We start from the raw sequence: 24478 nt of genomic DNA on the forward strand, positions 1-24478 counted from the left end.
GCGGGACTCCGCGGACATGTCTAGTACGGCAGTGTCGCGAGGATCCGGAAGCCCGTGCCGGGGAGGGGGCCCGCGGTGAGGGTCCCGCCGTGCGCGACGGCCCGTTCCCGCATGCCGACGAGGCCCATGCCGCCGCCGGGCACGGTCGGCCGGTGCCCTGGTCCGGGGCCGTCGTCGGTGACGCCGATCGTCAGGACGCCGTCCCGCGCGGAGACACTCACCAGACAGCGGGTCGGGGCGGCGTGTTTGACGACGTTGGTCAGCGCCTCCTGGACGATCCGGAACGCGGTCAGCGCGACCCCGTCGGGCGGTTCCTCCGCGCACACGGAGCGCAGCTCGACGCCGACGCCCGCCGCCTCGGCCGTACGGACCAGGGAGGGCAGGTCCGCCAGCCCGCGCACCGGCTGGAGGTCCTGCCGCCGGTCCTGCTGGTCGGCGTCCTCCCGGCGCAGCACCTTGAGGGTGATCCGCAGGTCACGCAGCGCCTTGCGGCTGATGTCCTCGATGACGGCGAGAGCTGCCCCGGCCTCCTCGGGACGGGTGGCGACGACGTGGTTGGCGACCGCCGCCTTGACCGCGATCAGGCCCACGCTGTGGGTGACGACGTCGTGGATGTCCCGGGCGATCCGCATCCGTTCCTCGACCTTGGCCTGCTCGGCCGCCTGCTCGATGGTCCGCCGCAGGCTCTCACGCCGCTCCCGTACGGCCGTCCCCGCGGCCCAGGTCGCCCCCAACACCAGGAGTCCGAACAGCAGTTGGACCGCCAGGGTGCCGCCCGTGTAGTGCTGCCCGCCCGACACCGTCAGCAGGGCCGCGCCCGCCGTGCTCGCCCCGCCGACGACCACGGCCGACCGCCCCAGCGGCCGGTGCCGTGTCGTCGCGACCAGGTACAGGGCGTAGGCGGCGGCGAGGAAGACGGCGGGGCCGAGCCCGGCGGCCAGCGCCACGAAGGAAGCGGTGAGGACGACCGCGAACACCGGCAGGGGCCACAACCGCCGTACGGCGAGCGGCAGCGCGGTGGCGAGCGAGAGCAGGGCCACGGCGAGAGCGGCGGGCTCGCTGCCGCTGTCGGGCCGTACCGGAGTCAGTTGCGGAAGCAGCGCGAACCCGAGGGCCGCCGCCGTGTCGAGGAGGATCATGCGTCGGCGCGAGACATCTCCCATGTCCCGAACCTAAGGGGCTGATCAACCGGACGTCCAACACGGCCGGAACAGGACCATGCCCGCGACGAGCCGGGGTGGACGTCCGTTTCGTCTGCCTAGGCTGGAACCGTCTTTGCAGGCGTAGACGCGTAGAAACGCTTACCACGGGGGTGCAAAGCTATGCGGATCAACCTGTTCATTCTCAGTGAGGACCCGGTGTCCCTGGCCGGACTTGAGGCGATCGTCGAGCAGGACGACAGCGTGAACCTCATCGGTACGGCGACGGACGAGTCGCACGGCCTCCGATGTCTGGAGAACAACCCGCTCCGCCCGGACGTGGTGATCATCGGCGAACCACCGTCGAAGCGCGCCATCTGCCGGAACATCGCGTGGATCGTCTCCCTGTACCGCCAGGAGAAGTCCCGCCCGCAGATCGTCGTGGTGTCCCAGAACGACTACGACGACGTGATCGTCTCCGCCCTCCGCCTCGGCGTGAACGGCTACCTCGCCCGCATCGCGTCCCCGGAGGACCTCTTCCAGTCCCTGCACATCGTCGCCCGCGGCGGAGCCGCCTTCAGCCCGACGATCGCGGCCCGCTTCAGCAGCTTCTTCGCCACGGTACAGAGACTCCCCGAGCCGCCCGAGTTCTCCCAACTGACCACCAGGGAGACGGAGATACTGGAACTCCTCGCGGACGGCCTGAACAACCGCCAGATCGCCCTGCGTCTCTACCTCGCCGAGAAGACCGTACGCAACTACGTCTCCCGCATCTTCACCAAGCTGGAGGTCCACGACCGGGCGGCGGCGGTACTGCGGGCACGGGATGCCGGGTTCGGGGACCAGCCCGACGCCGTACTGCCCCAGCACGCCTGACCTCGCCGAGACGCCGGGCCGGTGAATCACCGTAATCAAGTGACTTCCCGTCACCGGGCCGGCGGCGAGGCTGGATGTGTCGCGGCAGGTCACTGCCATGACGTCGTCAGCGGTCGGCGTTCGCCCGTGGGCAGGGGCGCGTCGGCCGGCCGAGCGTACGGCTGAGGAGAAGTGGCATGGCTTTGGACAACGAGCAGATCGTCCGGCAGGCGTACGAGGTCGCCGAGAAGATGGACATGGCCGCGTGGGCCGCGGCGTTCACCGAGGACGGCACGTTCACCGACTCGTCCATCGGCGTCACCTGGAAGGGTCCCGCCGAACTCCCCACACAGGTCGAGAACTACCACCGGGCCTTCCCGGACATGCACCGCGAGCTGTTCCGCTTCTACTCCACCGGCAACATCGTGGTGGTCCAACTGGCGCTCCAGGGAACGCATCTCGGCCCGCTGCACCTGCCCGCAGGGACACTGCCGCCGACCGGCAAGCGGATCGACGCCCCGTGCTGCGACGTCTTCGAGCTGGTCGACGGCAAGATCAAGCGGTTCGACTGCTACCCCGAAGGCACGATCATCCTCACCCAGCTCGGTGTCATCGGAAACCTCGGCGCCGCACTGGAGCAGTGAACGGAATGCGAGCGGCAGTAGTCCGTGAGCGCGGCGCCACTCCCGTCCTGGAACAGTTCGCCGATCCGCGCCCCGGCCCCGGCGTCCCGATCGCCACCCTGCTCGCGGCGGCCCTGAACCCGCTGGACCTGGCCTTCGTGAACGACCAGTTTCCGCTACGACCGCTGCGGGCCCCGTGTGTCGCCGGTTACGAGGGAGTCGTGCAACTCGACGACGGCACCCGGCGATACGTGACAGCACCGCCGGCGCCGTACGGCACCCTGGCCGAGTCGGTGCCTGTACCGGAGGCGGACGGTTTTCCTGTTCCGGCCGGTCTCGACCCCGCTCTCGCCGCCGCCCTCGGGATCGCCGGTCTCGCCGGGTGGATCGCCCTCGACCAGCGTGCTCAACTCCAGTCCGGGGAGACCGTGTTGGTGCTCGGGGCGGGTGGCTCGGCGGGGCGGCTGGCGGTGCGGTCGGCGCGGGTTCTCGGCGCCGGCCGGGTCGTCGGGGCCGCCCGGGGGAAGAACCTCCCGCAGACCCTCGGCCTGGACGCCGACGCGGTGGTGGACCTCGCGGACGAGGGGGCCGTGGACGCGGAGTTGGCGGCCGCGGCACCCGGCGGCTACGACGTGATCGTCGACTTCCTGTGGGGCGGATTCGCCCCGCTCGCGATGAACCACGCCAGATCCGGGGCCCGTTACGTCCAGGTCGGGAACTCCGCGGGGGCCGCGTCCACGATCGTCGGGCCCGTCCTGCGCAACAAGCCGCTGACGCTCATCGGGCACGGGCTGTTCGTCACGCCCGTCGAGGTGCGCCGTTCCGCGTACGCGCGACTGGCGGGGCACGCGGCCGAGGGCGAGATCACCATGGACCTGGAGCGGACCCGGCTGGCGGACATCGGCGAGACCTGGGAGCACCTCAGGGCCGGGGCCTCCCGGAAACTCGTGGTCACGCCCTGACGGACCCGGTCCTGACCGCCGTGGACCCGGATCGCCGGACGGCGCTCACGCGCGGCCCATGGACAGGAGTCGCAGCTCCCGGCCCCGCTCCACCGCGGCCGTCCGGTCGGCGACGCCGAGTTTGGCGTAGATGCGGCGGATGTGGGTGTCGATGGTGTTCAGCGAGACGGACAGCTCGCCGGCGATGTCGCGGCGGGTGAGATGGGTCGGGAGGTAGCGCAGGACGCGCAGCTCGCTTCTGCTGAGTTCCCTGACCGGCGGTGCGGGTGAGGTGTTCGGCTCGGTACGCCGCCCAGGGTCGCGGACCGCGTCGACGATGTCGGTGATCAGGGCCGCATGCGAGGTGCCGTGCCGTGGGACGGCGGTGAGGAGCCGGTCCGCGCCGGTCATCGCGAAGGGCAGGATCAGGCGGTCCGGTTCCGCGAGGTTCAGGGCCTGTTCGGCGGCCTCCCGGGAGGCGTGTTCGTCGCCCAGGTCGCGGCAGGCGAACGCGTCCAGCAGATGCGCCTCGATCCGGGTGAGGTGGGAGAGGACCGGGGCGTCGCCGTCGAGGACGGAACGGAGTTCGCGGCGGGCCGCGGCCGGGTCCCGCTCGGCCAGCAGGACCGTCGCGGCGGCGTTGCGGATTTCGCCGGTGCCGGACCGCCGGTCGTCCAGGGCGGCGAGCGCGGCCCGCGCCTCCCCGGTCATCCCGAGTCGGGCCCGGGCGGCGATCGTCCACGCGTCGACGCGGGCCGTCAGCCCGTGCTCACCGACCATGAAATCCTGTACCTGCCGGGCCGCCGCGAACTCCTCCAGCGCCCGGTGCCACTGGCCGCGCGCCGCCCGCAGCGTCGCGGCGGTGAGACGCACCAGCAGGCGGACACCGGGCTCGCCCTCGTCGTGCGTGGCCCGCCGGGCACGGTCGAGCCACTGCTCGGCGAGGTCGAACCGGCCCGTCCAGGCCAGCACGTTGGCGAGCCCCGCCAGCGCCGGCGCGATCACTGGCTCGGCGTCCCAACTGTGCCCCGCCGCAACCTCGATGGCCTCCTCGCAGCGCTGCCGGGCCAGGGCGAAGGAGTGGACCGTGGAGGCGAAACCCAGGTGGGCCAGGCAGGCCACCTCCAGGTAGGGCCGGTTGATACGGCGGGCCAGGGCGGCGCCCTCCGCGAGGTGCCGTTCGCTGTCGGCCAGCCGGAGCGACCAGGCCTCGGTGACGCCCAGGTTGAGGAGGGTGACGGCTTTCAGGTCGCTGCCGAGGGCGGTGTCGGTGCCGAGCGGTGTGCCGGTGCTGAGCGCGGTGCCGGTTCCGAACGCCGTGTCCGTGCTCGTCCGGCCGCCGTCGCTCGTCCGGCCGTCGTCGGGTCGTAGAAGCATTTCCGCCTGCTCGACGATGCTGTCGAAGTGCCCGCGTCGGCGCGCGATCAGCAGCTCCACGGAGGCGATGGCCATCCGCAGCCGGCGCCGTTGGGCGGGCGGTGCGGTGGCCGCGTACTCCCCGACCTCGCGCAGGTGCGCGGCGGTCTCGTCGAGGCGGAAATCGTGCTGGTCGGCGATGGCCCGGACCAGCGCCAGATCGGGGGAGTCCGCACCGGTCCCGGCCGGGAAGGCACGCAGCAGCGCGGCCACGGTCCCCGCCTGCCCGTCGAGCGTGAGGCCGAGGGCGTGGTCGGTGAGCATGCGGGCCGCCGCGTCCCAGTCGCCGGCCGCCTGCAAGTGGCCGACGGCGTCGGCGGTCTGGCCGCGGGCGGCGAGCCAGTGCGCGGCGAGCCGGTGCAGCCCGGCGATGTCGGCGGGCATCGTGCGGCGCAGTTCCAGCCGGAGCAGGTCGCCGAACATGCGGTGGTAGCGGAACCAGGTACGGGAGGAGTCCAGCGACACGACGAACGCGTTGGCGTCCTCCAGGCCGAGCAGGATGCGTTCCGAGCCGGTGGCTCCGGTGAGCAGGTCGGCCAGCTCGCCGTTGATCCGGTCGAGCAGCGAGGTGCGCAGCAACAGCCGCTGCACGTGCGGCGGTTGACGCTCCAGCATCTCGGCCATCAGATACTCGGCCACCGTGCGGTCGGTGCCGGAGAACTCGGCGACGAATCTCTCCGGCTCGGCGTGCCCGGCCAGCGACAGTACGGCGAGCCGCAGCCCGGCCGCCCAGCCCTCGGTCCGCTGATGCAGCATCGCGGCGACATGCCCGGGCACCGTGATCCCGGCCCCGGCCAGCAGCCGACGCGTCTCGTCCTCGGTGAACCGCAGCTCCGCGGCCCGGATCTCGGCCAGGTCACCGGCGAGCCGGAGCCGGTGCAGGCGCAGCGGCAGGTCCCGGCGGGTGGCGACGACCGTACGGACACCGGCCGGCAGGCGCGTCAGCAGTTCGGTGAGCTGGGCGGCGGCCTCGGGCGCGCTGAGTTCGTGCAGGTCGTCGATGACGAGGACGAAGCGGTCGCCTGACTCCTCCAGCTCGGACAGCACCGTGTCCACCAGGGCGCTGCCGTCGGCGCCGGGCGTCACCGGAGGCAGCGGCGGCACCTGCTCACCGCCGTGACCGGTGCCGGTGCCCGCCGCGGTGCGGATCGCGCCCAGCAGGGCGAGCCAGAAGAGCTGCATGTCCCGTTGCCCCGGACGTACGGTCAGGAACGCGACCCGGTAGTCCGCCCCCGGCCTGCTCGCCCACGCGGACAGCAGCGACGTCTTCCCGCTGCCGGCCGGCGCCGAGACGATCGTGACCCGCTGCTCCTGGATCGCCCGGTCCAGGACTCCCACGAGGTCGTGCCGGAGAATCAGCCCGGACTCCGCCTTGCCCGAACCCTCCACGGCGGGCAGGTCGATCATCGCGCGCTCCAGGGGATCAGTCCGGCCGATCACGCCGTGACCGGAAAGCGGAAGGCCGACTCCAGGCTATCGCCGGCCGGCGAGGTACAGACATGGGTGCCGTGTCCCCGCCGAGACGACAAAGGCCCTCCCGTCCACCGGACGGAAGGGCCTCTGACCAAGCCCGCGCGAACAAGCTCCGCGCTGTGCCCTCGGCAGGATTCGAACCTGCGACACCGGCTTTAGGAGAGCCGTGCTCTATCCCCTGAGCTACGAAGGCGGGACGGATCGCCCCGGAAGGCGGTCCAGGACAGGGTAGCGGATCTGGGGAGTCGGTTCGGTGGGGAGGGCAAGGCGGGAACGGGCAAGGTGGGGCGGGCAGGGCAGGTGCGGGCGCCGGGCTCAGGACGCCGACACCCGCGTGAAGCGCCCCGCCACCCGCACATCCGCCTCGATCGCGCTCGCCGTAGCCGTCAGCTCGGGGAGGATGTCCCGGACGTACTCCTCGACCGTACGGCCGGTCACATGGGTCGCCGTGTTCAGGGCGGCGACCACCCTGCCCGTACGGTCGCGGATCGGTACGGCGATCGAACGCAGGCCCGCCTCCAACTCCTCGTCGGCCAGGGCGTAACCCTGCGAACGGACCGTCTCCAGGGCCGCCGCCAGCGCCACCGGGTCGGTCAGCGTGCGAGGGGTCAGCGCGCGCAGCTCACCCGGGGCGGGGCGTTCCGCGGGCGGTGCGTCCGCCAGGAGCACGCGCCCCAGTGCCGTCGCGTACGCCGGGAACCGCGTGCCCACCGCGATGTTCACGCTCATCACGCGGCTCGTGGCGACCCGGGCCGTGTACTGGATGTCGTCGCCGACGAGGATCGCGAGGGACGCCGACTCGTGGATGCGGGAGGCGAGGGCGGTGAGGTGGGGGAGCGCCAGGTCGGGGAGGGTCGTACGGGAGAGGGGCGGGAAGCCGAGGGACAGCACCCGGGGTGTGAGGGCGAAACGGCGGTCGCCGGACGTGGCGATCAGGCCCAGGTGCTCGTACGTGATCAGGGCCCTGCGAGCCGTCGCCCGTGCCAGGCCCGTCGCCTGGGCGACCTCCGTGAGGGTCAGTTCGGCGCGGCCCTCGCCGAACGCCGTCAGGACCGTCAGGCCGCGGGCGAGGGACTCGACGAACTCCCGGCCGAGCTCCTGCTTGGACGCCCCCGTCCAGGTCGCGAGTCCGGAGGGTACGGCGACGGACTCGCCCCGCGGAGCCTCGCGCAGGTCCGCCGCCAAGTCCTCCTCCATCGTCCGTACCGCCGAACGCAGCCTGGGCAGAAGGGAGTTCCGCAGATCCTCCGCCGTGTGCCGGCTCGTATGGCTCACGACGCTCGCGACGCACGCGATCGTGCCGGTACGGGGATCCCGCACCGGCACGGACACCGCCACCAGCCCCGGTTCGATCAACTGGTCGTCCAACGCCCAGCCGTCCTGGCGCACTTGGACGGCCCACCGTTCGAAGTCGGGCCCGGGCGAGGACCGTTCGGGAACGGCCGGGAAGCCCAGGTCCCCCGGATCGGCGGCCCGCCGCTCCCGCCACCGCCGCCACTCCAGGTCCGTCCACTCCGTCGCGAACAGCGGTCCCGGCGCGGTGCGTTCGGCCGGGAGCAGGTCGCCGATGCGGAAGCTGAGGGACATCGCGCGGCGGCGGGTGGCCTGGTGGATGAAGCGGATGCCGTCCCGGTCGGCGACCGCGAGCGACACCGACTCGTCCAACTCGTCGGCCAGGGCGTCCGCGCGGGCGTCCAGGACGGAGGGCAGACGCAGGGCGGCGAGATAGGCGTTGCCCAGTTCCATGACCCGAGGGGTGAGAACCGCGTCCCGGCCGTCGAGACGGACGTACCCCATGCGCGCGAGCGTCGCGGTGATCCGGTCGACCGTGGAACGGGCCAGCCCGGTGGCCCGTTCGAGCCCGCTGAGGCTCAACATCCCGCCCGCGTCGGTCAGTTGACGTACCACGGCGACCCCGCGGATCAACGGCGCGACCGCCTCCGCGGGCACGACGGCGGCAGGATCGACCAGCGTGAGGTCAGCGGCGTCAGTGGGCATCGACTCTCCGGTACGGCAATCTCGGCAGCCCTACGGTAAGCCCGAGGCCGGGACCCTCGTCGCCGACGGCGCTGCGGTGGCCGGGGGCCGGACCTTCGCCGCCGCGACAGTTCTACGGCGGGCCACCACCCGGCGCCCGCGCCGCGGGAGGCCCGGCGCCGCCTCGCGCCCGGCACACTTCATCTCCGGCGAACCTGCGACACCGGCTTCAGGAGAGCCGTGCTCCGTCCACCGAGCCGCACCCCCGCCTGCCACGCCCGCCTACCTCTACGCTCGCCCCCTCCCCCTCACCCCCCGTTCCCTACCGCGTCCGCGTAACCGTCACCCGATAGTCCCCCGCCGCATCCGCCCCCGTCACCGTCACCCGGATCCCCCTCCCCGGATCGTTGAAGCTCTCGCCCGCAGTGAACGGCGCGTCCGACAACTCGGCGTGGACGTTGGGGCTTCGGGTGCAGCCGCCGCTGTTCCGGTGGGCGTCGTACACCTTCACCGGGCCCATGCCCGTGTCCACGTCCGCTTCGACCTTGTAGATGAGGACGCCGGGGCGGCACACCGCCTCGTCGTTGCCCGCGCGGGTGCGCAGTTCCAGGGCGTAGCCGGTGCGTCGGGTGAGGGGGACGAAGACCAGGCGCGTGCCGTCGGTGCCGGGGCGCTCCAGGGGGGTCAGGGTGTACTCCGAAGTGCCCCTGGTCATCGCGCAGTTGACCTGGGACGGGTCCAGCCAGCCGAGTTTCCACTTGTGCCAGCCGAGGAGGTCGTTGTCGGCGCCCCAGTCCTCGCTCATGATGTCCCAGTGGCCGACCGCGCCCCCGCCCTCCTGGGTGTAGAGGTCGGGCAGGCCGAAGACGTGGCCGTTCTCGTGGGGGAGGACGCGGTATCCGGTCTGGGAGTACGAGCCGGAGCCGTCGTCCTGGCGGGAGTAGACGAAGGACGCGTTGGAGACGGGGACGCCGTCCGCGACCGGGGCCTCCGTGTTGCCGGCGAACGTCACCGACAGGACCGTGTCCAGGGCGGAGGGGCCCGCGTTCGGGGTGACCAGGACGTTCAGGAGGTCGTACTGGCGGAAGTCCACCGTCGGGTCGGCCGCGGCCACGATGTCCTGGACGAGCTGCCGGTACCCGGGGTCGAAGGGCGCGCCGCGCTCTATGCCGTAGGACCTGAAGGGCTTGGGCATGCGGAGCCAGTGGGTGACCGGGGTCTCGGGGCGGTAGTCGAGGCGGCCGTAGGAGCTGGTGGCGAACCACTCCTGGGTCTTGGGGAAGAACTCGCGGTACCGGTCCATGGCCGTGCCCTCGCCGGGGGCGTCGGAGAAGTCGACCATCAGGGTCAGGGCGTGGACGGTGCCGGTGGAGCGGGAGTAGCCGCCGGGGGTGGGGATGCCCTCGGACATCTGGACGTCCAGAGGGCCGTTGATCATGCAGGGGCCGAGTGCGGAGGTGCGGGCGAGCGCGACCGGGCCCGCCGCCGTCATGGTGCCCGGGGTGAGGTGTCCGGTACCGGCCGAGGTGCTGACCGCGAGGGTCAGGACGGTCACGGACGCGAGGGCGGCCACGCGGCGCGGGCGTATCCGACGGCTGGGCTGCATGCAGGGACCCTTCGCGCCAACGGCAGCCGCCGGTCTCCGGCTGCACCCTTTCGATCACCCTGTGTCGTGTGCCGCGAGGGCGCGCGCTGGAGGAGACCGACCGTGTGTTTCTCGCTGGTAGGGGGCCGAACGGGGAGCCCCGCGGGAGCGCCGGGCGAAGATCCAAACCGGAATTCGGGCGAATGTGACTCAGGTCACATCAGAACAATCGCGGAGGTGGAAATAACCGGGGAGCGTCTCCCCGTTTAGCCATGTGTCCGAACGAAACGGGGACTGCCTCCCCGGATCGCCTCAGCAGTCCAAGACCTTCAGGAGCACGCCGTGACGACCGCGACCCCCGTACAGCGAAAGGTGACCCGGCCGCGCGCCGACGCTTTGCGCAACAGGGAGCGGATCGTGACCGCCGCCCGCGAGATGTTCGTCGAGTTCGGCCCCGATGTGCCGCTCGACGAGATCGCCCGCCGGGCCGGCGTCGGCAACGCCACGCTCTACCGGAACTTCCCGGACCGTGACGCCCTCGTCCGCGAGGTCGTCTGCTCGGTCATGGACCGCGTCGCGGAGGGCGCGGAGCTGGCGCTCGCCGAGACCGGCGACGCCTTCACCGCGCTGGAGCGTTTCGTGCACGACTCCGCGGACGAACGGGTCGGCGCGCTGTGCCCGATGATGGCCAGCACGTTCGACCACTTCCACCCGGACCTGGAAGCGGCCCGCGAGCGGGTCGAGGAGCTCATCGGCGAGGTCATGGAACGGGCCAGGAAGGCCGGGCAGCTCCGGTCCGACGTGGGTGTCGGCGATGTGATGGTCGCCGTGGCCCAGCTCAGCCGGCCCCCGGCCGGCACCGGCTGCCTCAGCGCCGACCGCTTCGTACACCGACACTTGCAGCTGTTCCTGGACGGACTGCGGGCTCCGGCCCGCTCGGTCCTGCCCGGCACCGCCGCGACCATGGAGGATCTCCGGCAGCCCTGACCGATTAGTTCAGCGCTTCACCTCAGTCCCAACTCCGACACCAAGTTCCCGGCAGGCGCCGACGAAGGCGACAGGCCGTCCCCGAAGACACCCTTTTTCACACCCTTTTCCGTCACGAAGTCCCGAAGTGGGTACCACCATGTCTGAAACGGCTCGAAGCGCCCCAGGCGCTCTCGACAAGGCCTCCGAGGCCGAGCACGAAGCCCATTCCAACCGCTGGAAGGCGCTCGCGTTCATCGCGCTCGCCCAGCTGATGGTCGTGCTCGACGCGACCATCGTGAACATCGCTCTCCCGTCCGCCCAGACCGACCTGGGCATCTCCGACGGCAACCGGCAGTGGGTCGTCACGGCCTACGCCCTCGCCTTCGGTGGTCTGCTGCTCTTCGGCGGTCGTATAGCCGACCTGTGGGGGCGCAAGCGCGCCTTCGTCGTCGGCCTGACCGGTTTCGCCGCCGCGTCCGCGCTCGGCGGTGTCGCCACCACCGGCGCGATGATGTTCGGCGCCCGTGCCCTCCAGGGCGCCTTCGGTGCCCTGCTCGCGCCCGCCGCGCTCTCCCTGCTCGCCGTGATGTTCACGGACGCCAAGGAACGCGCCAAGGCGTTCGGCATCTACGGCGCGATCGCCGGTGGCGGCGGCGCCGTCGGCTTCATCCTCGGCGGTGTGCTGACCGAGTACCTCGACTGGCGCTGGACGTTCTTCGTGAACATCCCGTTCGCGATCGTCGCCGCGCTCGGCGCGTACTTCGTCATCCGCGAGCCGGAGGGCGGCCGCAACCGCAACCCGCTCGACATCCCGGGCGTGCTCCTGTCGACCCTCGGTCTGGTCTCGCTCGTCTACGGCTTCACCCGCGCCGAGACCGACGGCTGGGGCGACTCCTCCACCATCGCGCTCTTCATCGCGTCGGCGGTCCTGCTGGTCTCGTTCGTGATCGTCGAGTCCAGGGTCAAGGCCCCGCTGCTGCCGCTGCGCGTGATCACCGACCGCAACCGTGGCGGGATCTACCTCTCGCTCGGCATCGCCATCATCGCGATGTTCGGCACGTTCCTCTTCCTCACCTACTACCTCCAGGTCGTGAAGGGCTTCACGCCCATCAAGACCGGCTTCGCCTTCATGCCGATGATCGTCGGCATGATGGTCGGCTCGACCCAGATCGGCACCCGGCTGATGACCCGCCTGCCGGCCCGTCTGCTGATGGGCCCCGGCTTCCTGGTCGCCGCGGTCGGCATGCTCCTGATGACCCAGCTGGAGATCGGCTCGTCGTACGCCTCGATCATCCTGCCCGCGATGCTGCTGCTCGGTCTCGGCATGGGTACGGCGTTCATGCCGGCCATGTCCCTGGCCACCCTGGGCGTCGAGCCCCGGGACGCGGGTGTCGCCTCCGCGATGGTCAACACCTCGCAGCAGGTGGGCGGCGCGATCGGTACGGCCCTGCTGAACACGATCGCCGCGTCCGCGACGACCGCGTACGTCAAGGACCACATCGCCGGCGCGGGCACCTCCAAGACCCAGCAGCAGCTCGTCGCGCTACAGGGCCAGGTGCACGGCTACACCAACGCCATCTGGTTCGCCGTCGGCATGCTGGTGGCGGCCGCGGTCATCGTCTCGGTCCTCGTCAACGCGGGCAAGCAGGGTTCCGACCCGGTCGCCTCCGGTGACGGTGTCGAGGACGAGTTCAAGATCCCGGTCGTCGCCCACTGACGGCGCCCGGCCGGTCGTACCCCCTTCGCACCATCCGTGCCTACGGGGAAGGGGACGCCTCGTAGGCACGACTCCCAGGAACTGCCCTGGTTCTCCGTTGAGTTGAGCGGCTCAGCGGAGCCAGGGCAGATCCGCACCCGCTTCGTTCGGCTGAAGTCCCTCGGCGACGATCTCCATGATCTCGCCGAGGGACTTCTGCTGTTCCGGGGACAGCCGCGCGAACAACGCCTGCCGTACGGCGGCCACATGACCCGGCGCGGTCCGGCGGAGCACGCCGTAGCCCTCGTCGGTCAGCACCGCGAACTGGCCGCGCTTGTCGGAGGGGCAGTCCTCGCGGCGCACCCAGCCGTTCTTCTCCAGGCGCGCGATCGCGTGCGAGAGCCGGGAGCGGGTGATCTTCGCGTTCATGGCCAGCTCGGTCATCCGCAGCCGGCGGCGCGGGGCCTCGGCGAGCTGCACGAGAAGGCCGTAGTAGATGTGCGGCATGCCCGCGTCGCGCTGGAGCTGGCGGTCCAGATGGTCCTCCAGGAGGGTGCTGGCGTGCATGTAGAAACGCCAGACGCGCTGCTCCTCGGCGGTGAGCCAGCGGGGTTCGTCGGAGGGTGCCGCTGCGTCAGCGGGTGCGGATGCCGTGTTCATGCGTCCACTGTACGAGAGCCCTCCTTGAACGTTAAACAAACGGGGCGTAAGCTGCGCTTCAGGGAATTTGAGAGTTCAAGCATGGGGAGTGACCGTCATGTCCACCGCCGCACCGGAGCGCATGCCCGCCCTCTATCTCAGCCACGGCGCCCCGCCCCTCGCGGACGACCCGATCTGGCCCGGCGAACTCGCCGCCTGGTCTGCCGACCTCCCCCGCCCCAAGGCGATCCTCATGGTCTCCGCCCACTGGGAGGAGGCCCCCCTCGCCCTCGGCGCGGTCGACCCCGTCCCGCTGGTCTACGACTTCTGGGGCTTCCCCGAGCACTACTACCAGGTCCGCTACGACGCCCCGGGCGCCCCCGAACTCGCCGAGTCCGTGCGGAAGTTGCTGCGCGCCCCGGGCATCCCGGTGCAGGACGTCCCGGACCGCGGCCTCGACCACGGGGCGTACGTCCCGCTCGTCGAGATGTTCCCGGCCGCCGACATCCCGGTCCTCCAGGTGTCCATGCCGACCCTCGACCCGGCGAAGCTCATGGACATCGGTCGCAAGCTCGCCCCGCTGCGCGACGAGGGCGTCCTGATCGTCGGCTCCGGCTTCTTCACCCACAACCTCGCCGCGCTGCGCCACACCGGCGGGGGAGTGCCCACCTGGTCCTCCGAGTTCGACGACTGGGGCAGGCGCGCGCTGGAGTCCCGGGACTGGGACGGCCTGCTGGACTTCCTCCACAAGGCACCGGCCGGGCGCTACGCCCATCCGCGTACCGAGCACTTCGCCCCGCTGTTCGTCACCCTGGGCGCGGCGGAGGCGGCCGGCGAGCTGGATGCGCCGGAGGCCCTGAACCCGTCCGTGATCGACGGGTTCTGGATGGGGATGGCGAAGCGGTCGGTGCAGTTCGGCTGAGGCTTTTACAGGTCCTTCTCGTGCCAGGCGACATCCCAGTAGCGGCCGAACTTGCGGCCCACCTCCCGGTGGACGCCGATGTACCGGAACCCGAAGCGTTCATGCAGCCGCGTGGACGCTTCGTTGGGCTGTGCGATGCCCGCGTACGCCCGGTGCACGTCCTCGTCCGCCAGGGCCTCGAACAGGGCCTTGTAGAGCAGCGTGCCGATACCCCGGCCGGCCGCGTCCGGGGCGAGGTAGACCGTCACCTCGACCGAGGTCGAGTAGGCGGGCTTCGTCCGGTAAGGGCTGGATGTGGCGTAGCCGAGGATTCGCTGTGAGTTTCCTTGGAAGGTCCCGTCCACGGCAACCTTCAGCCGGTATGGCCCGTCTTCAGGGTGGGAGAGCAGCCAAGGGCGACGCTCCTCCGGCGTGAAGGGGACGGTGTCGAAGGTGATCGGGGTCTCGCCTACGTAGTGGTTGTAGATGTCCGTGAGGGCGTCGAGGTCACTCTCGACTCCCGGCCTGACCTGCACCTCTGTACGTTCCGACGACATCGTTACCCCCTTGTGGCCGGACAGGGTACTGCAAGATCAGAAAAATAGGGGAGCGGGTTGGGAATTCTGTCCGGATTCCAGTCGTTGTTTCCATCAGATGCAGGGCACACGAGAAGAGTCACCAGACAAGTGCCACAGCATCGGACGAACACCTGCTGACCCCACCATCGCAAGGGAGCACGCATGGCAACCCGTGCCGTCGCCCGTCGTAAGTCCGCCTCCGGCGAGACCTCCGGCGTGGCGCGCAGTGTTCGCGCCCATGGCGGCGAGATCGCCGACCGCGACCTGGTCGGCATGTATCTCGACGAAATCGCGCGCACACCGCTGCTCGACGCCGCCAAGGAAGTCGAGCTTTCGCAGACCATCGAAGCGGGCGTGTTCGCGCGCCAGGTCCTTGAGGGCGAGGAGAAGTCCCAGGCGGACGCCTCCCGAGCCGAACTCGAGGCCCTGGTCGCCGAAGGGGAGCGTGCCAAGGACGTCTTCATCCGTTCCAACCTCCGCCTGGTCGTGGCCGTGGCCCGCCGTTACCCCCGTAGCGGCCTGCCCCTCCTCGATCTGATCCAGGAGGGCAACGCGGGCCTGGTGCGCGCGGTCGAGAAGTTCGACTACCGCAAGGGCTTCAAGTTCTCGACGTACGCGACCTGGTGGATCCGCCAGGCCATCACCCGCTCCATCGCCGACCAGTCCCGGACCATCCGCCTGCCCGTCCACCTCGTGGAGGAGCTGGGCCGGATCCGCCGGGTGCAGCGCGAGTTCAACCGCAAGAACGGGCGGGAGCCCGAACACGCGGAGATCGCCGCCGAGTTGGAGTCGACCCCGGAGCGCGTGACGAACGTCCTGGACTGGGCCCGAGACCCGGTCTCGCTGAACATGTCGGTGGACGACGACGGCGACACGCAGTTCGGTGACCTCCTGGAGGACACCTCCGCGGTCTCGCCCGAGCAGTCCGTCATGACCCTGTTGCGCAGCGAGGAACTGGACGACCTGATCGGCCGCCTCGACCAGCGCACGGCCTCCATCATCAAGATGCGGTACGGCATGGAGGACGGCCGGGAGCGCACGCTCACCGAGGTCGGCAAGGAGCACGGCCTGACGCGCGAGCGCATCCGCCAGATCGAGAAGCACGCACTGCTGGAACTGAAGAAGCTGGCCAGCCAGACCGGCTTCGACGCGGCGGCCTGAGCCTCTGGACTCCGGCCCGGTGGACGCGGGGCGCGTACGAACGAGGTACGCGCCGCACCGCGTACGCCCGGTGGCGGGAGGCCGCGCGAACATGGCTGTGTAATGCCGCTTCAAGCTGCTTGGCCCTGGGAACAAGACTCCAGAGCCCAGGAGTTCGGGTCCGGGGCCACGCCCCGAGATCCCCTGAACCAAGTCCCGACGCAACACCCCCCCGGCGCCGGGACTCTCCCGAACCGGGCTTCGGCGCCTACCCCCCAGGCGTCGGGGCCCGGTTCTTTTATGGGCTCTTCTGCGGGCCTGGTGTCTTCGGGAGGGGGGGAAGAGGTGCGGGCATGCGGGGTCGGCGGGGCGGCGGCATGCTGGGACGGCGGGGCACCCCGTACCTGAACCCCGGGGTGGCCCGCCGAATGGCAGATTGTGCCACAGCGGCATAGCCTGCCGGTGTGAGCAGCCCCACCCCGGCACCGGATTCCAGCCCCGCCTCCCCCTCGGCCCCCTCCGCACCGCTCTCGCTGACCGAGCGGCGCAAGGCCGAGACCCGGATGGAGATCGCCCGGGCCGCCGCCGGACTCTTCGTGCGGCACGGGCTGCGGGCCACCCGCGCCGAGGACATCGCCCAGAGCGCCGGCATCGCCCCCCGCACCTTCTACCGCTACTTCGCCACCAAGGAAGAGGCCGTCGCCCCGCTCTACGCGGCCGGCGCCCAGCGCTGGGTGGAGGCGGTCCGCGCGGCCCCGGCCGCACTGTCGGTACCGGAGGCCCTGGAACACGGGGTCCGCTACACGCTGACCCCCGGGGTGGGCGTCTCCGTCAACTCCTGGACCTGGGTCCGCACGCTGATCGGCATGGCCGAATCCAGCCCCGCCCTGCGCCGGGTGTGGGCGGAGGTCTACCAGGCCTCGGAACGCACCCTGGGCGAGATCTTCGCGGAACGCCTCACCGTGGAACGCCTTCCCCAGGGCGACGACACCGACAATGACATCGCCGCCGACCCGGCTCCGCCCGTGCTGTCCCCCGAGTTGCGCTTCGCCGCCGCCGTGGCAAGTGCCGCCGTACGGACGGCTGTTGAGGGGTGGGCGTCCGGGGAGGGCCGGGGGAGTCCGGTGGAACCGGCACTGCGCAACCTGCGGGCGTTGCGGGACTTTCCCTGGGGTGAGCTGGAGACGGGACCGGGCACGACAGGACGGGGCACGGTGTGAACTCCGTTCACGTGCCCCCCGAGGCTCACGCCTGCGGCTCGCCCCTACTGCCCGCCCGACTCAGCCGTTCCCCCAACTCCCTTACGTACGTCACCAGTTCCTCCGGCTCGTGCACCGTGAACTCGCACCCCAGCATGGCCAGCCGTACGGCCAGCCAGTCCACCGCGTCGCCGGTCGTGGCGCGCAGGCGGCAGCTGTGCTCGTCGAGCGGCTCCGGGGCGCCGAGCCAGGCGGGGATGCGGGCCGCGACGACGTCGGCGGGGGCGGCGAAGGTGACGGCGTACTCGTACGTCTCCTGACGCCGGTGCATCGACTGCCGTAGGTACTCCGCCGCGCTTCCGGTCGGCAGCTCGCGCGGGGTGAACCGGGCCCCGGTGGCGAAGGGCTGGCTCACCCGGTCCACCCGGAAGGTCCGCCAGTCCTCGCGGTCGAGGTCGTAGGCGACGAGGTACCAGCGCTGCCCGGTCGAGACGAGCCGGTACGGCTCCGTCACGCGGCGGGACTCGGTGCCGTCCTTGGCGCGGTAGGCGAAGCGCAGCCGCTCCCGGCCGGCCACCGTCGAGGCCATGACGGTCAGTGTCTCGGGGGCGATGCTCGCGCCGTCGCCACTGGTCAGCGGGGTCGTGGCGGCCTGGAGGGTGGCGACCCGGTGCCGCAGCCGCGAGGGCAGTACCTGTTCCAGCTTCGCCAGGGCCCGTACGGAGGCCTCGTCCACGCCCTCGACCGCGTGCCCGGCGCCCGCGCGCAGGCCGACCGCGATCGCCACCGCCTCCTCGTCGTCCAGCACCAGCGGGGGCATCGCCTTGCCCGCGACGAGCCGGTAGCCGCCGTCGGAGCCGAGCGTCGCCTGCACGGGGTAGCCGAGTTCGCGGAGCCGGTCGATGTCCCGGCGGACCGTGCGCCGGGACACCCCGAGCCGGTCGGCCAGCTCGCCGCCGGGCCACTCGCGGGGCGTCTGGAGGAGCGAGAGGAGCTGGAGGAGCCGGGCCGGGGTGTCCGTCGTCATGAGTTCGAGGATGCCGTAGAACTAGGACACGATCTGACCTAATGAGGTCATAGCTTCAAGCCATGACCTCCACCGAAACCCTTGTCGACAGCCCGACAGACGTGGCGGACCCGGTACGCACCGGTGACCGGCGTCGCTGGTTCGCCCTCGCGATCGTGATGACCGCGGCCTTCATGGACCTCGTCGACGTCACGATCGTCAATGTCGCGATCCCGTCGATCCAGCGGGACGCGGGCGCGTCCTTCAGCCAGATCCAGTGGATAACGGCCGGTTACGCGCTCGCCTTCGCCGCCGGGCTGATCACCGGCGGGCGGCTCGGTGACATCTACGGCCGTAAGCGCCTGTTCCTCCTCGGGATCGGTGGCTTCACGCTCGCCTCGGCGCTGTGCGGCTTCGCCGCGAACCCGGAGATGCTGGTCGCCTCGCGCATCCTTCAGGGCGGGATGGCGGCGATGATGGTGCCGCAGGTGCTGTCGATCGTGCACGCGACCTTCCCGGCACACGAACGGGGCAAGGTGTTCGGGCTGTTCGGCGCGATCGTCGGCCTGGGCGCGGTCTCGGGCCCGCTGCTCGGCGCGCTGCTCACCGAGTGGAACCTCTTCGGTCTCGAATGGCGCCCGATCTTCCTGATCAACCTGCCGGTGGGAATCGCCGGCCTGATCCTCGGCAGCCGTTTCATCACCGAGTCGAAGGCGCCGCGCGCGCTGAAGCTGGACCTCGTCGGCGTCGCTCTGGTCACCCTCGGTCTGCTGATGCTGCTCTATCCGCTCACCCGGGGCGACGAACTGGGCTGGCCCGCCTGGGGGTTCGTGTCGATGTCCGGCTCGATCGGCGTCTTCTCGGCGCTGGTGGCGTACGAGAAGCGGAAGGCGGCGCGGGACGGTTCGCCGCTCGTCGAGCTGTCGCTGTTCGAGGTGAAGAGCTTCGCGGCGGGCATCGCGGTCCAGACGGTCTTCGGGGTCGGACTCGGCATCTTCTTCCTGGTCTGGACGCTGTACATGCAGATCGGGCTGGGCTGGAGCCCGCTGCGGGCGGGGCTGACCGGCGTACCGTTCTCGATCGCGGTCTCGGTGGCGGCCGGGATGTCCGTGCAGAAGCTGGTGCCGCGCGTCGGCGGACGCAACGTCCTCCAGGCCGGTGCGCTGGTGATGACGGTGGGCGTGCTGCTCTACCTCTGGGAGTCCGACCGGTACCAACTGGCCATCGCCTCCTGGCAGATGGCGCTCCCGCTCGTCGTGATGGGCGCCGGCATGGGCCTGATCTTCGCCCCGCTGACCGACACGATCCTCTCCGAAGTGCCGCGCGAGCACGCTGGTTCGGCGTCCGGACTCATCAACACCGTTCAGCAGATGGGCAATGCGCTGGGGCTCGGGCTGGTATCGGTGGTCTTCTTCGGCTCGATCGGCGACCGGCTGACCCCGGCGCAGGTGGGCCCGGCGTTCGTGAACGCCTTCCAGAACGCGCTGGGTTGGGTGGCCGCGGTGATGGGCTTGATCTTCCTGCTGATGTTCGCGTTGCCGGGGCGGGCGGCGGGGCGGGTGGCCAAGGAGGCGGCGCAGAACGGGAGTTGATGCCGCCCGCCGCCACACGGGATGTCGTACGACAGCGCCCCGCCCCGAGGCAGTACGGGGGCGGGGCGCTCGACGTGAAACGCCGGATGATGGCGTACGCCGGTGCTCACATGGAGGCGTACGCGGGGCGGTTCGACGGCGCGCTCCGGGGTGATCGCCGCACTACGTACCTGAATGATCGGTTCTGTGGGGAACACGCCGACTTCGGGTGTCTCGTGCGCTCAACTGACCTGCGTCGCAAGAAAACTGACAGGGTGTGAGTTGTTGGTGTGACGGGCGGGCCCGGGGTGCGTGCCGGGGGTGTCGGCGCGGAGTCGGGTGTGGTGGCCTTATTCGTTTGTCGACCTTTACGATGTGCGGCGGCGAACCGTTGATTTCCGTTCAGGATTCCGCCCGTCGGCCGGGATCGCCGCATTTTCTGTCGGCTCGGATTGCCCCTCGAAAAGAAATAGCTGCGGCGGTGATCGGTTAATCGAGCGGGTCGGAGTTGCGTGCTCCACATGTTTTGCGGGGCGCGCTTCTGTTTGGCGAGGCTGTCGGCCGGGCGGGGTCGGGGTGGCCGAATCTGTTTACTCTTGATCGATGGCAATCATTTGATAACGCTGTCATGTCCCTGAGTGGGGCGGGAGGGTCTTGCTCCCACGTGGAAAAAAGGGGCAAAAAGCGCGGCCGGTCTGAGTGTTCCGACGGCGTGTGTGGAGAGGTGTGCTGTCGGTGACAATCCCTACGGGAGGGGTTTTCGCCCGGTCATCCACCATCGGGGGCTCGATGTTGCCGGCCGGGGAGTGACCCGAACGGCATCCGTGGTGTTTACTGGGCACCGGTCTGATCCTTGGTGGGTCCGGACCATTTCGGGAGGTCCTGGGGGTGGTGCCCCGGGGCCTCCTGTTTTTGCCGCCGGTTCGCGTGGGCGTCATATGTCGGCCACCTGGGAAGAGCTTTTTTCCACCCTTGGAAAGGGTGTCGATAACCGGGTCGGGTGCGATCGGTAATGAGGCGAAGGGGAATTTCTTTCCCCTTCGAATTTCCCGTGATCTTCTGTAATAAAACCCCACGGTCAGGGGTTCCTGGCAAGATCCACATTCCTCGCGAGCATCCTCGAAAACACGACTGGCTCTTCACTCCTGGCGAGGGGTACGGTCTATCCCGCGTCACTGTTTCCCACCGCTTCCACCCGCCGGGCCCACACCAGCCGGGCGGTGCCGCACCTCCCGGAATGTTCCGGACCCACCACCCGGAACCTCGCTGACCAGCGGGGCTCCCACGCGCAGACACTACGAGGATCGGACTCGATGCGTACCGTCAACGACGACGGCGTATTCCCGCCGTCGTGCCGCGACTCCCGCGGCCCCCTACCCGTGACACACCGTCACCCTCGTGCACTTCAGGGCGCGTACGCCGGTACACGCGCCATCACGGCCGTCGGCGCGGGGGAGTGAGCGTGCCCTCGACAGCCCCCGCCAACCGGCCGACCGATCTTCTCCTGGGCCACGAGAAAAAGCCCGAGGGGAGCTTCCTGCGGCGTCTGTCGGCCGAGGACTGGCGCTTTCTGCTCCAGGACGACCTGCGGGGCCGCTGTTTCGGCCAGGACGAGCACCTGCCGCTGGGTCCGGACGACCGGAACGTGTACATGATCTGGGACGGCGTCGTACGACAGGACCGCTTCCCGCTCGGCGACTGGGCCGGCGCCCCCACCGTCACACGGTTCAGGGGCGGCGGCCAACTGGTCGGCGAGGCCAAGCTCATCACCCTCGACTCCGCCGTCCGCACCAGGTGCCTGACCAGGACCGTGGTCATCCCCTGCCGCGCACACCGCTTCAACATCCTGCTGAACCGCAGGACCGACGCCAAGATCGCGCTTCTGCGCAGCCTTGAGGACCGCAACCGCAGCGACGAACTCGTCTACACCCTCACCACTCTGCCGCCCCTGAAGCGCACCGGCGGACTCCTGGCACATCTCGCCGACACGGCGGGCTCCCGCGACCCGCGGACGGGCTCCGTCACCATCACCGGCCCGGGCCAGAAGGACATCGCGGCCGCCCTTCAACTAGCCGTCTCCACCACGGAGAACGCGCTCCGGACCCTGCGCTACTCGGGGGTCATCGAAGCCCGGTACCGCCAGTTCGTCGTGCACGACGTCGACGCGCTGCGTCACCTCGACGCCGGGAACTGACACCGCCGGGTCCGTCGGACCCCCGTCCCGCCACACCGTTCACCCTCCCCGCTCGCGCTTCATCCCCGAACGGATCACCGCATGATGACCAGCACCTTCCTGGTGTCCGGCGCCTCTGCCCTCGGCGGAGTTGTCCTCTCCGCGCTGTCCCAACGGCAGCAGAGACAGTTCTTCGCCTGGACGCGGAACATCCGCCGCAAGGACGAGACGAACACCGACTTCGACAAGCCGGCCGAGTGGCTCGGCGACCTCTACAAGGCCCAGTGCGGCCTCACCCGGAAGCCCTGTGTCGCCGACGACTTCGTGGAGATCTCCCGGACCGGCAACATGATCGAGGGCATAGCCGACGACACCGAGGCTGTTCGGCTCGTACTGACGAAGGTCGTCGAGTGCGTGCGGGACTACGTCGCCACCGCCCTGCCCGAGGTCGACCCGGCGGCCGCACACCTCGGTGTCCAGGAGTGCCACGCCCGGCTCGTCCAGGCCATGCGTCAGGAGGCCGCCCGGGGCGAACTGGTACGCGCCATCCTCGCCGCCCAGAAGAGGATCAAGGACCTGCGCCGCAGCTGACCGCCCACCGCAAGGCACCCCCGAAAAGACACCGGACGGCGCCCCCTAAAGATCCCTCTGCCCGTTCATGTCCACCTAATGCCCGAACCTGTTTACTTTCCGGAAATCCGGGCGTAGCCTCCGAGCGAAACCACAAGTTCGGGCACAGGTCGGAGGCGAACGGACATGTACGCACCGGAGCGGCAGCAGGAGATCCTCCGGCTGGCCCGTGACGGCGGCCGGGTGGACGTGATCTCGCTGGCCGAGGAGTTCCAGGTCACGGCGGAGACGATCCGCCGGGATCTGAAGGCCCTCGACCGCGCGGGACTCGTCCGCCGGGTGCACGGCGGTGCCATACCCGCCGGGCGGCTGGACTTCGAGCCGGACCTCGCCGAGCGCGAGTCGACGGCGGCCGACGAGAAGGACCGCATCGCCAAGGCGGCCCTCGCCGAGCTGCCGACGCAGGGCACGGTGATCCTCGACGCCGGTACGACGATCGCCCGCCTCGCGGGAATCATCCCGCTGGAGGCCGAGCTCACCGTCGTCACCCACTCGCTGCCCATCGCGGCCCGCCTCGCGGACCACCCGGGCATGCAGCTCCACCTCGTCGGGGGGCGCGTGCGGCACCGTACGCGCGCCGCCGTCGACGCCTGGGCGCTGCGGGCGTACGGCGAGATCCGCGCCGACGTCGTGTTCGTCGCCGCCAACGGCTTCTCCGCCGGGCACGGGCTGACCACCCCCGACCTCGCCGAGGCCGCCGTGAAGCGCGCGGCGATGTCCGCCGCCCGCCGCGTGGTGCTGCTCGCCGACTCCGCCAAGCACGGCCAGGAGCACTTCGCCCGCTTCGGCGCCCTGAGCGACGTGGACCTGCTGATCACCGACAGCGGGCTGAGCCCAGAAGACGCCACCGCCATGGAGCGCGGCGGCATGGAAGTAGTGCGCGCATGATCCTCACCGTCACCCCGAACCCCTCCCTCGACCGCACCTACGAGGTCCCCTCCCTCGACCGCGGCGAGGTCATACGGGCCACCGGCGAGCGCATGGACCCGGGCGGCAAGGGCGTCAACGTCTCCCGCGCGGTCGCCGCCGCGGGCCGCCGTACGGTCGCCGTCCTGCCGCTCGGGGGAGCGCCGGGCGCGCTGGTCGCGGACCTGCTCGACGCGCAGGGCATCGAGGTCGCGCCGGTCCCGGTCGCCGGGGCCACCCGCTCGAACATCGCCCTCGCCGAGGCGGACGGCGTCCTCACGAAGATCAACGCTCCCGGGCCCGAACTGACCGCCGCCGAACAGGAGTTGCTCCTGGAGACGGTCCGCCGGCAGTCCCGTGACGCCGACTGGATCGCCTGCTGCGGCAGCCTTCCGCGCGGCCTCGCGCCGTCCTGGTACGCCGAGTTGGTGGCCCGCGCGCACGCCGTCGGCGTCCGTATCGCCCTGGACACCTCCGGCCCCGCGCTCATCGAGGCCCTGCGCGAACGCCCCGACGTCGTCAAGCCCAACGCCGAGGAACTCGCGGAGGCCGTCTCCCGCCCCCTCGCCACCGTCGGCGACGCGGTCAAAGCGGCGGAAGAACTACGGGAGTTGGGCGCCGGCGCCGTCCTCGCCAGCCTCGGCGCCGACGGGCAGCTGCTGGTGGACGGCTCCGGTGTCTGGTTCGGCAGCGCGCGCGTCGACGTCGTACGCAGCAATGTCGGCGCGGGGGACTCCTCGCTGGCCGGCTTCCTCATCGCCGGCGGCCACGGCCCCGAAGCCCTGGCCTCGGCGGTCGCCCACGGCGCCGCCGCCGTCCAGCTCCCCGGCAGCGTGATGCCCACCCCGGCCGACCTGGACCCGGCCGCGGTGACGGTCACGGCGGACGTCCCGGTGGACCGCGTCCTGACGGAGCCGGTGACATGAGCGCGCTCATGCGTCCTGACGGAGCCGGTTGCATGAGCGCGCTCACGGTCTCTACGACCGCCCACCTCCGCTCCCTGTTAACCGCCGCCCCCTTCCGGCAGTCCCGTAGTACCCCCGTCCCCGTCCCCGTCCTCA

The 24478-nt window shown here is 70.7% G+C and carries 20 protein-coding genes and 1 tRNA gene; 13 read left to right on the forward strand and 8 right to left on the reverse strand.

Annotation, left to right across the window (positions count from 1 at the left end; translation table 11 throughout):
* Positions 1 to 20: 20 nt before the first annotated feature.
* The gene (locus OG194_RS26840; protein WP_327403352.1) at positions 21 to 1163 is read right to left on the reverse strand and encodes a sensor histidine kinase; all 1143 of its coding nucleotides are present in this window, start codon (positions 1161 to 1163) and stop codon (positions 21 to 23) included.
* A 159-nt stretch (positions 1164 to 1322) separates the two neighbouring features.
* Here OG194_RS26840 and OG194_RS26845 point away from each other — a divergent pair, with 159 nt between their 5' ends.
* From OG194_RS26845 to OG194_RS26855, 3 genes are all read left to right on the forward strand, one after another.
* Positions 1323 to 2015 (forward strand): response regulator transcription factor, encoded by a 693-nt coding sequence (locus OG194_RS26845; RefSeq protein WP_327403353.1) that lies wholly within the window; start codon positions 1323 to 1325, stop codon positions 2013 to 2015.
* A gap of 176 nt (positions 2016 to 2191) precedes the next feature.
* Positions 2192 to 2638 carry a nuclear transport factor 2 family protein gene (locus OG194_RS26850; RefSeq protein WP_327403354.1) on the forward strand — a complete coding sequence of 149 codons (447 nt, stop codon included), beginning with the start codon at positions 2192 to 2194 and terminating at the stop codon, positions 2636 to 2638.
* Positions 2639 to 2643: 5 nt separating this feature from the next.
* Entirely contained in the window at positions 2644 to 3579 is a 936-nt protein-coding gene (locus OG194_RS26855; protein ID WP_327403355.1) for a quinone oxidoreductase family protein, read from the forward strand.
* Positions 3580 to 3624: 45 nt separating this feature from the next.
* Here the strand turns inward: OG194_RS26855 and OG194_RS26860 are convergent, their stop codons facing one another.
* From OG194_RS26860 to OG194_RS26875, 4 genes are all read right to left on the reverse strand, one after another.
* Complete coding sequence (locus OG194_RS26860; protein WP_327403356.1) at positions 3625 to 6414, reverse strand: LuxR C-terminal-related transcriptional regulator; 2790 nt, start codon at positions 6412 to 6414, stop codon at positions 3625 to 3627.
* Positions 6415 to 6567: 153 nt separating this feature from the next.
* A tRNA-Arg gene (locus tag OG194_RS26865) sits at positions 6568 to 6640 on the reverse strand.
* Positions 6641 to 6762: 122 nt separating this feature from the next.
* Positions 6763 to 8445, reverse strand: coding sequence for an IclR family transcriptional regulator domain-containing protein (locus OG194_RS26870; RefSeq protein WP_327403357.1), 1683 nt, complete (start codon positions 8443 to 8445; stop codon positions 6763 to 6765).
* 301 nt (positions 8446 to 8746) lie between these two features.
* On the reverse strand, positions 8747 to 10030 hold the full coding sequence (locus tag OG194_RS26875; protein ID WP_327403358.1) for a M6 family metalloprotease domain-containing protein: 1284 nt from the start codon (positions 10028 to 10030) through the stop codon (positions 8747 to 8749).
* Positions 10031 to 10351: 321 nt separating this feature from the next.
* Between OG194_RS26875 and OG194_RS26880 the strand changes: the two genes are divergently transcribed.
* Together OG194_RS26880 and OG194_RS26885 are read left to right on the forward strand one after the other, a co-directional pair.
* Positions 10352 to 10996 carry a TetR/AcrR family transcriptional regulator gene (locus tag OG194_RS26880; protein ID WP_327403359.1) on the forward strand — a complete coding sequence of 215 codons (645 nt, stop codon included), beginning with the start codon at positions 10352 to 10354 and terminating at the stop codon, positions 10994 to 10996.
* Positions 10997 to 11135: 139 nt separating this feature from the next.
* Entirely contained in the window at positions 11136 to 12695 is a 1560-nt protein-coding gene (locus tag OG194_RS26885; RefSeq protein WP_327403360.1) for an MFS transporter, read from the forward strand.
* 111 nt (positions 12696 to 12806) lie between these two features.
* Here the strand turns inward: OG194_RS26885 and OG194_RS26890 are convergent, their stop codons facing one another.
* The gene (locus OG194_RS26890) at positions 12807 to 13334 is read right to left on the reverse strand and encodes a MarR family winged helix-turn-helix transcriptional regulator (protein ID WP_327403361.1); all 528 of its coding nucleotides are present in this window, start codon (positions 13332 to 13334) and stop codon (positions 12807 to 12809) included.
* Between the two features lie 97 nt (positions 13335 to 13431).
* On the opposite strand from OG194_RS26890, the gene OG194_RS26895 reads away from it, so the two are divergent.
* Positions 13432 to 14235 (forward strand): dioxygenase family protein, encoded by an 804-nt coding sequence (locus tag OG194_RS26895; RefSeq protein WP_327403362.1) that lies wholly within the window; start codon positions 13432 to 13434, stop codon positions 14233 to 14235.
* A 5-nt stretch (positions 14236 to 14240) separates the two neighbouring features.
* Here OG194_RS26895 and OG194_RS26900 read toward each other — a convergent pair whose 3' ends face one another.
* Positions 14241 to 14771 (reverse strand): GNAT family N-acetyltransferase, encoded by a 531-nt coding sequence (locus OG194_RS26900; protein WP_327403363.1) that lies wholly within the window; start codon positions 14769 to 14771, stop codon positions 14241 to 14243.
* Positions 14772 to 14954: 183 nt separating this feature from the next.
* Between OG194_RS26900 and OG194_RS26905 the strand changes: the two genes are divergently transcribed.
* On the forward strand, positions 14955 to 15953 hold the full coding sequence (locus tag OG194_RS26905; RefSeq protein WP_327403364.1) for a sigma-70 family RNA polymerase sigma factor: 999 nt from the start codon (positions 14955 to 14957) through the stop codon (positions 15951 to 15953).
* A 443-nt stretch (positions 15954 to 16396) separates the two neighbouring features.
* Positions 16397 to 17152 (forward strand): TetR/AcrR family transcriptional regulator, encoded by a 756-nt coding sequence (locus tag OG194_RS26910; RefSeq protein ID WP_442811632.1) that lies wholly within the window; start codon positions 16397 to 16399, stop codon positions 17150 to 17152.
* Positions 17153 to 17177: 25 nt separating this feature from the next.
* On the opposite strand, the gene OG194_RS26915 is transcribed toward OG194_RS26910, so the two are convergent.
* Positions 17178 to 18158, reverse strand: a complete 981-nt coding sequence (locus tag OG194_RS26915; RefSeq protein WP_327403365.1) for a helix-turn-helix transcriptional regulator — start codon at positions 18156 to 18158, stop codon at positions 17178 to 17180.
* 62 nt (positions 18159 to 18220) lie between these two features.
* On the opposite strand from OG194_RS26915, the gene OG194_RS26920 reads away from it, so the two are divergent.
* The 5 genes from OG194_RS26920 to pfkB all read left to right on the forward strand — a co-directional run bounded on the left by OG194_RS26920 (position 18221) and on the right by pfkB (position 24343).
* Positions 18221 to 19729 (forward strand): MFS transporter, encoded by a 1509-nt coding sequence (locus OG194_RS26920; protein ID WP_327403366.1) that lies wholly within the window; start codon positions 18221 to 18223, stop codon positions 19727 to 19729.
* A gap of 1441 nt (positions 19730 to 21170) precedes the next feature.
* Positions 21171 to 21902, forward strand: a complete 732-nt coding sequence (locus OG194_RS26925) for a Crp/Fnr family transcriptional regulator (RefSeq protein WP_327403367.1) — start codon at positions 21171 to 21173, stop codon at positions 21900 to 21902.
* 81 nt (positions 21903 to 21983) lie between these two features.
* The gene (locus OG194_RS26930) at positions 21984 to 22472 is read left to right on the forward strand and encodes a hypothetical protein (protein ID WP_327403368.1); all 489 of its coding nucleotides are present in this window, start codon (positions 21984 to 21986) and stop codon (positions 22470 to 22472) included.
* A 165-nt stretch (positions 22473 to 22637) separates the two neighbouring features.
* Complete coding sequence (locus OG194_RS26935; protein WP_327403369.1) at positions 22638 to 23399, forward strand: DeoR/GlpR family DNA-binding transcription regulator; 762 nt, start codon at positions 22638 to 22640, stop codon at positions 23397 to 23399.
* Positions 23396 to 24343: a 1-phosphofructokinase gene (pfkB, locus tag OG194_RS26940; RefSeq protein ID WP_327403370.1), complete on the forward strand. Its 948-nt coding sequence runs from the start codon at positions 23396 to 23398 to the stop codon at positions 24341 to 24343. Before OG194_RS26935 ends, pfkB begins: the two co-directional genes overlap by 4 nt.
* Positions 24344 to 24478: the final 135 nt, after the last annotated feature.

The sequence above is a fragment of the Streptomyces sp. NBC_01288 genome (genome assembly GCF_035982055.1).
Taxonomy (GTDB): domain Bacteria; phylum Actinomycetota; class Actinomycetes; order Streptomycetales; family Streptomycetaceae; genus Streptomyces.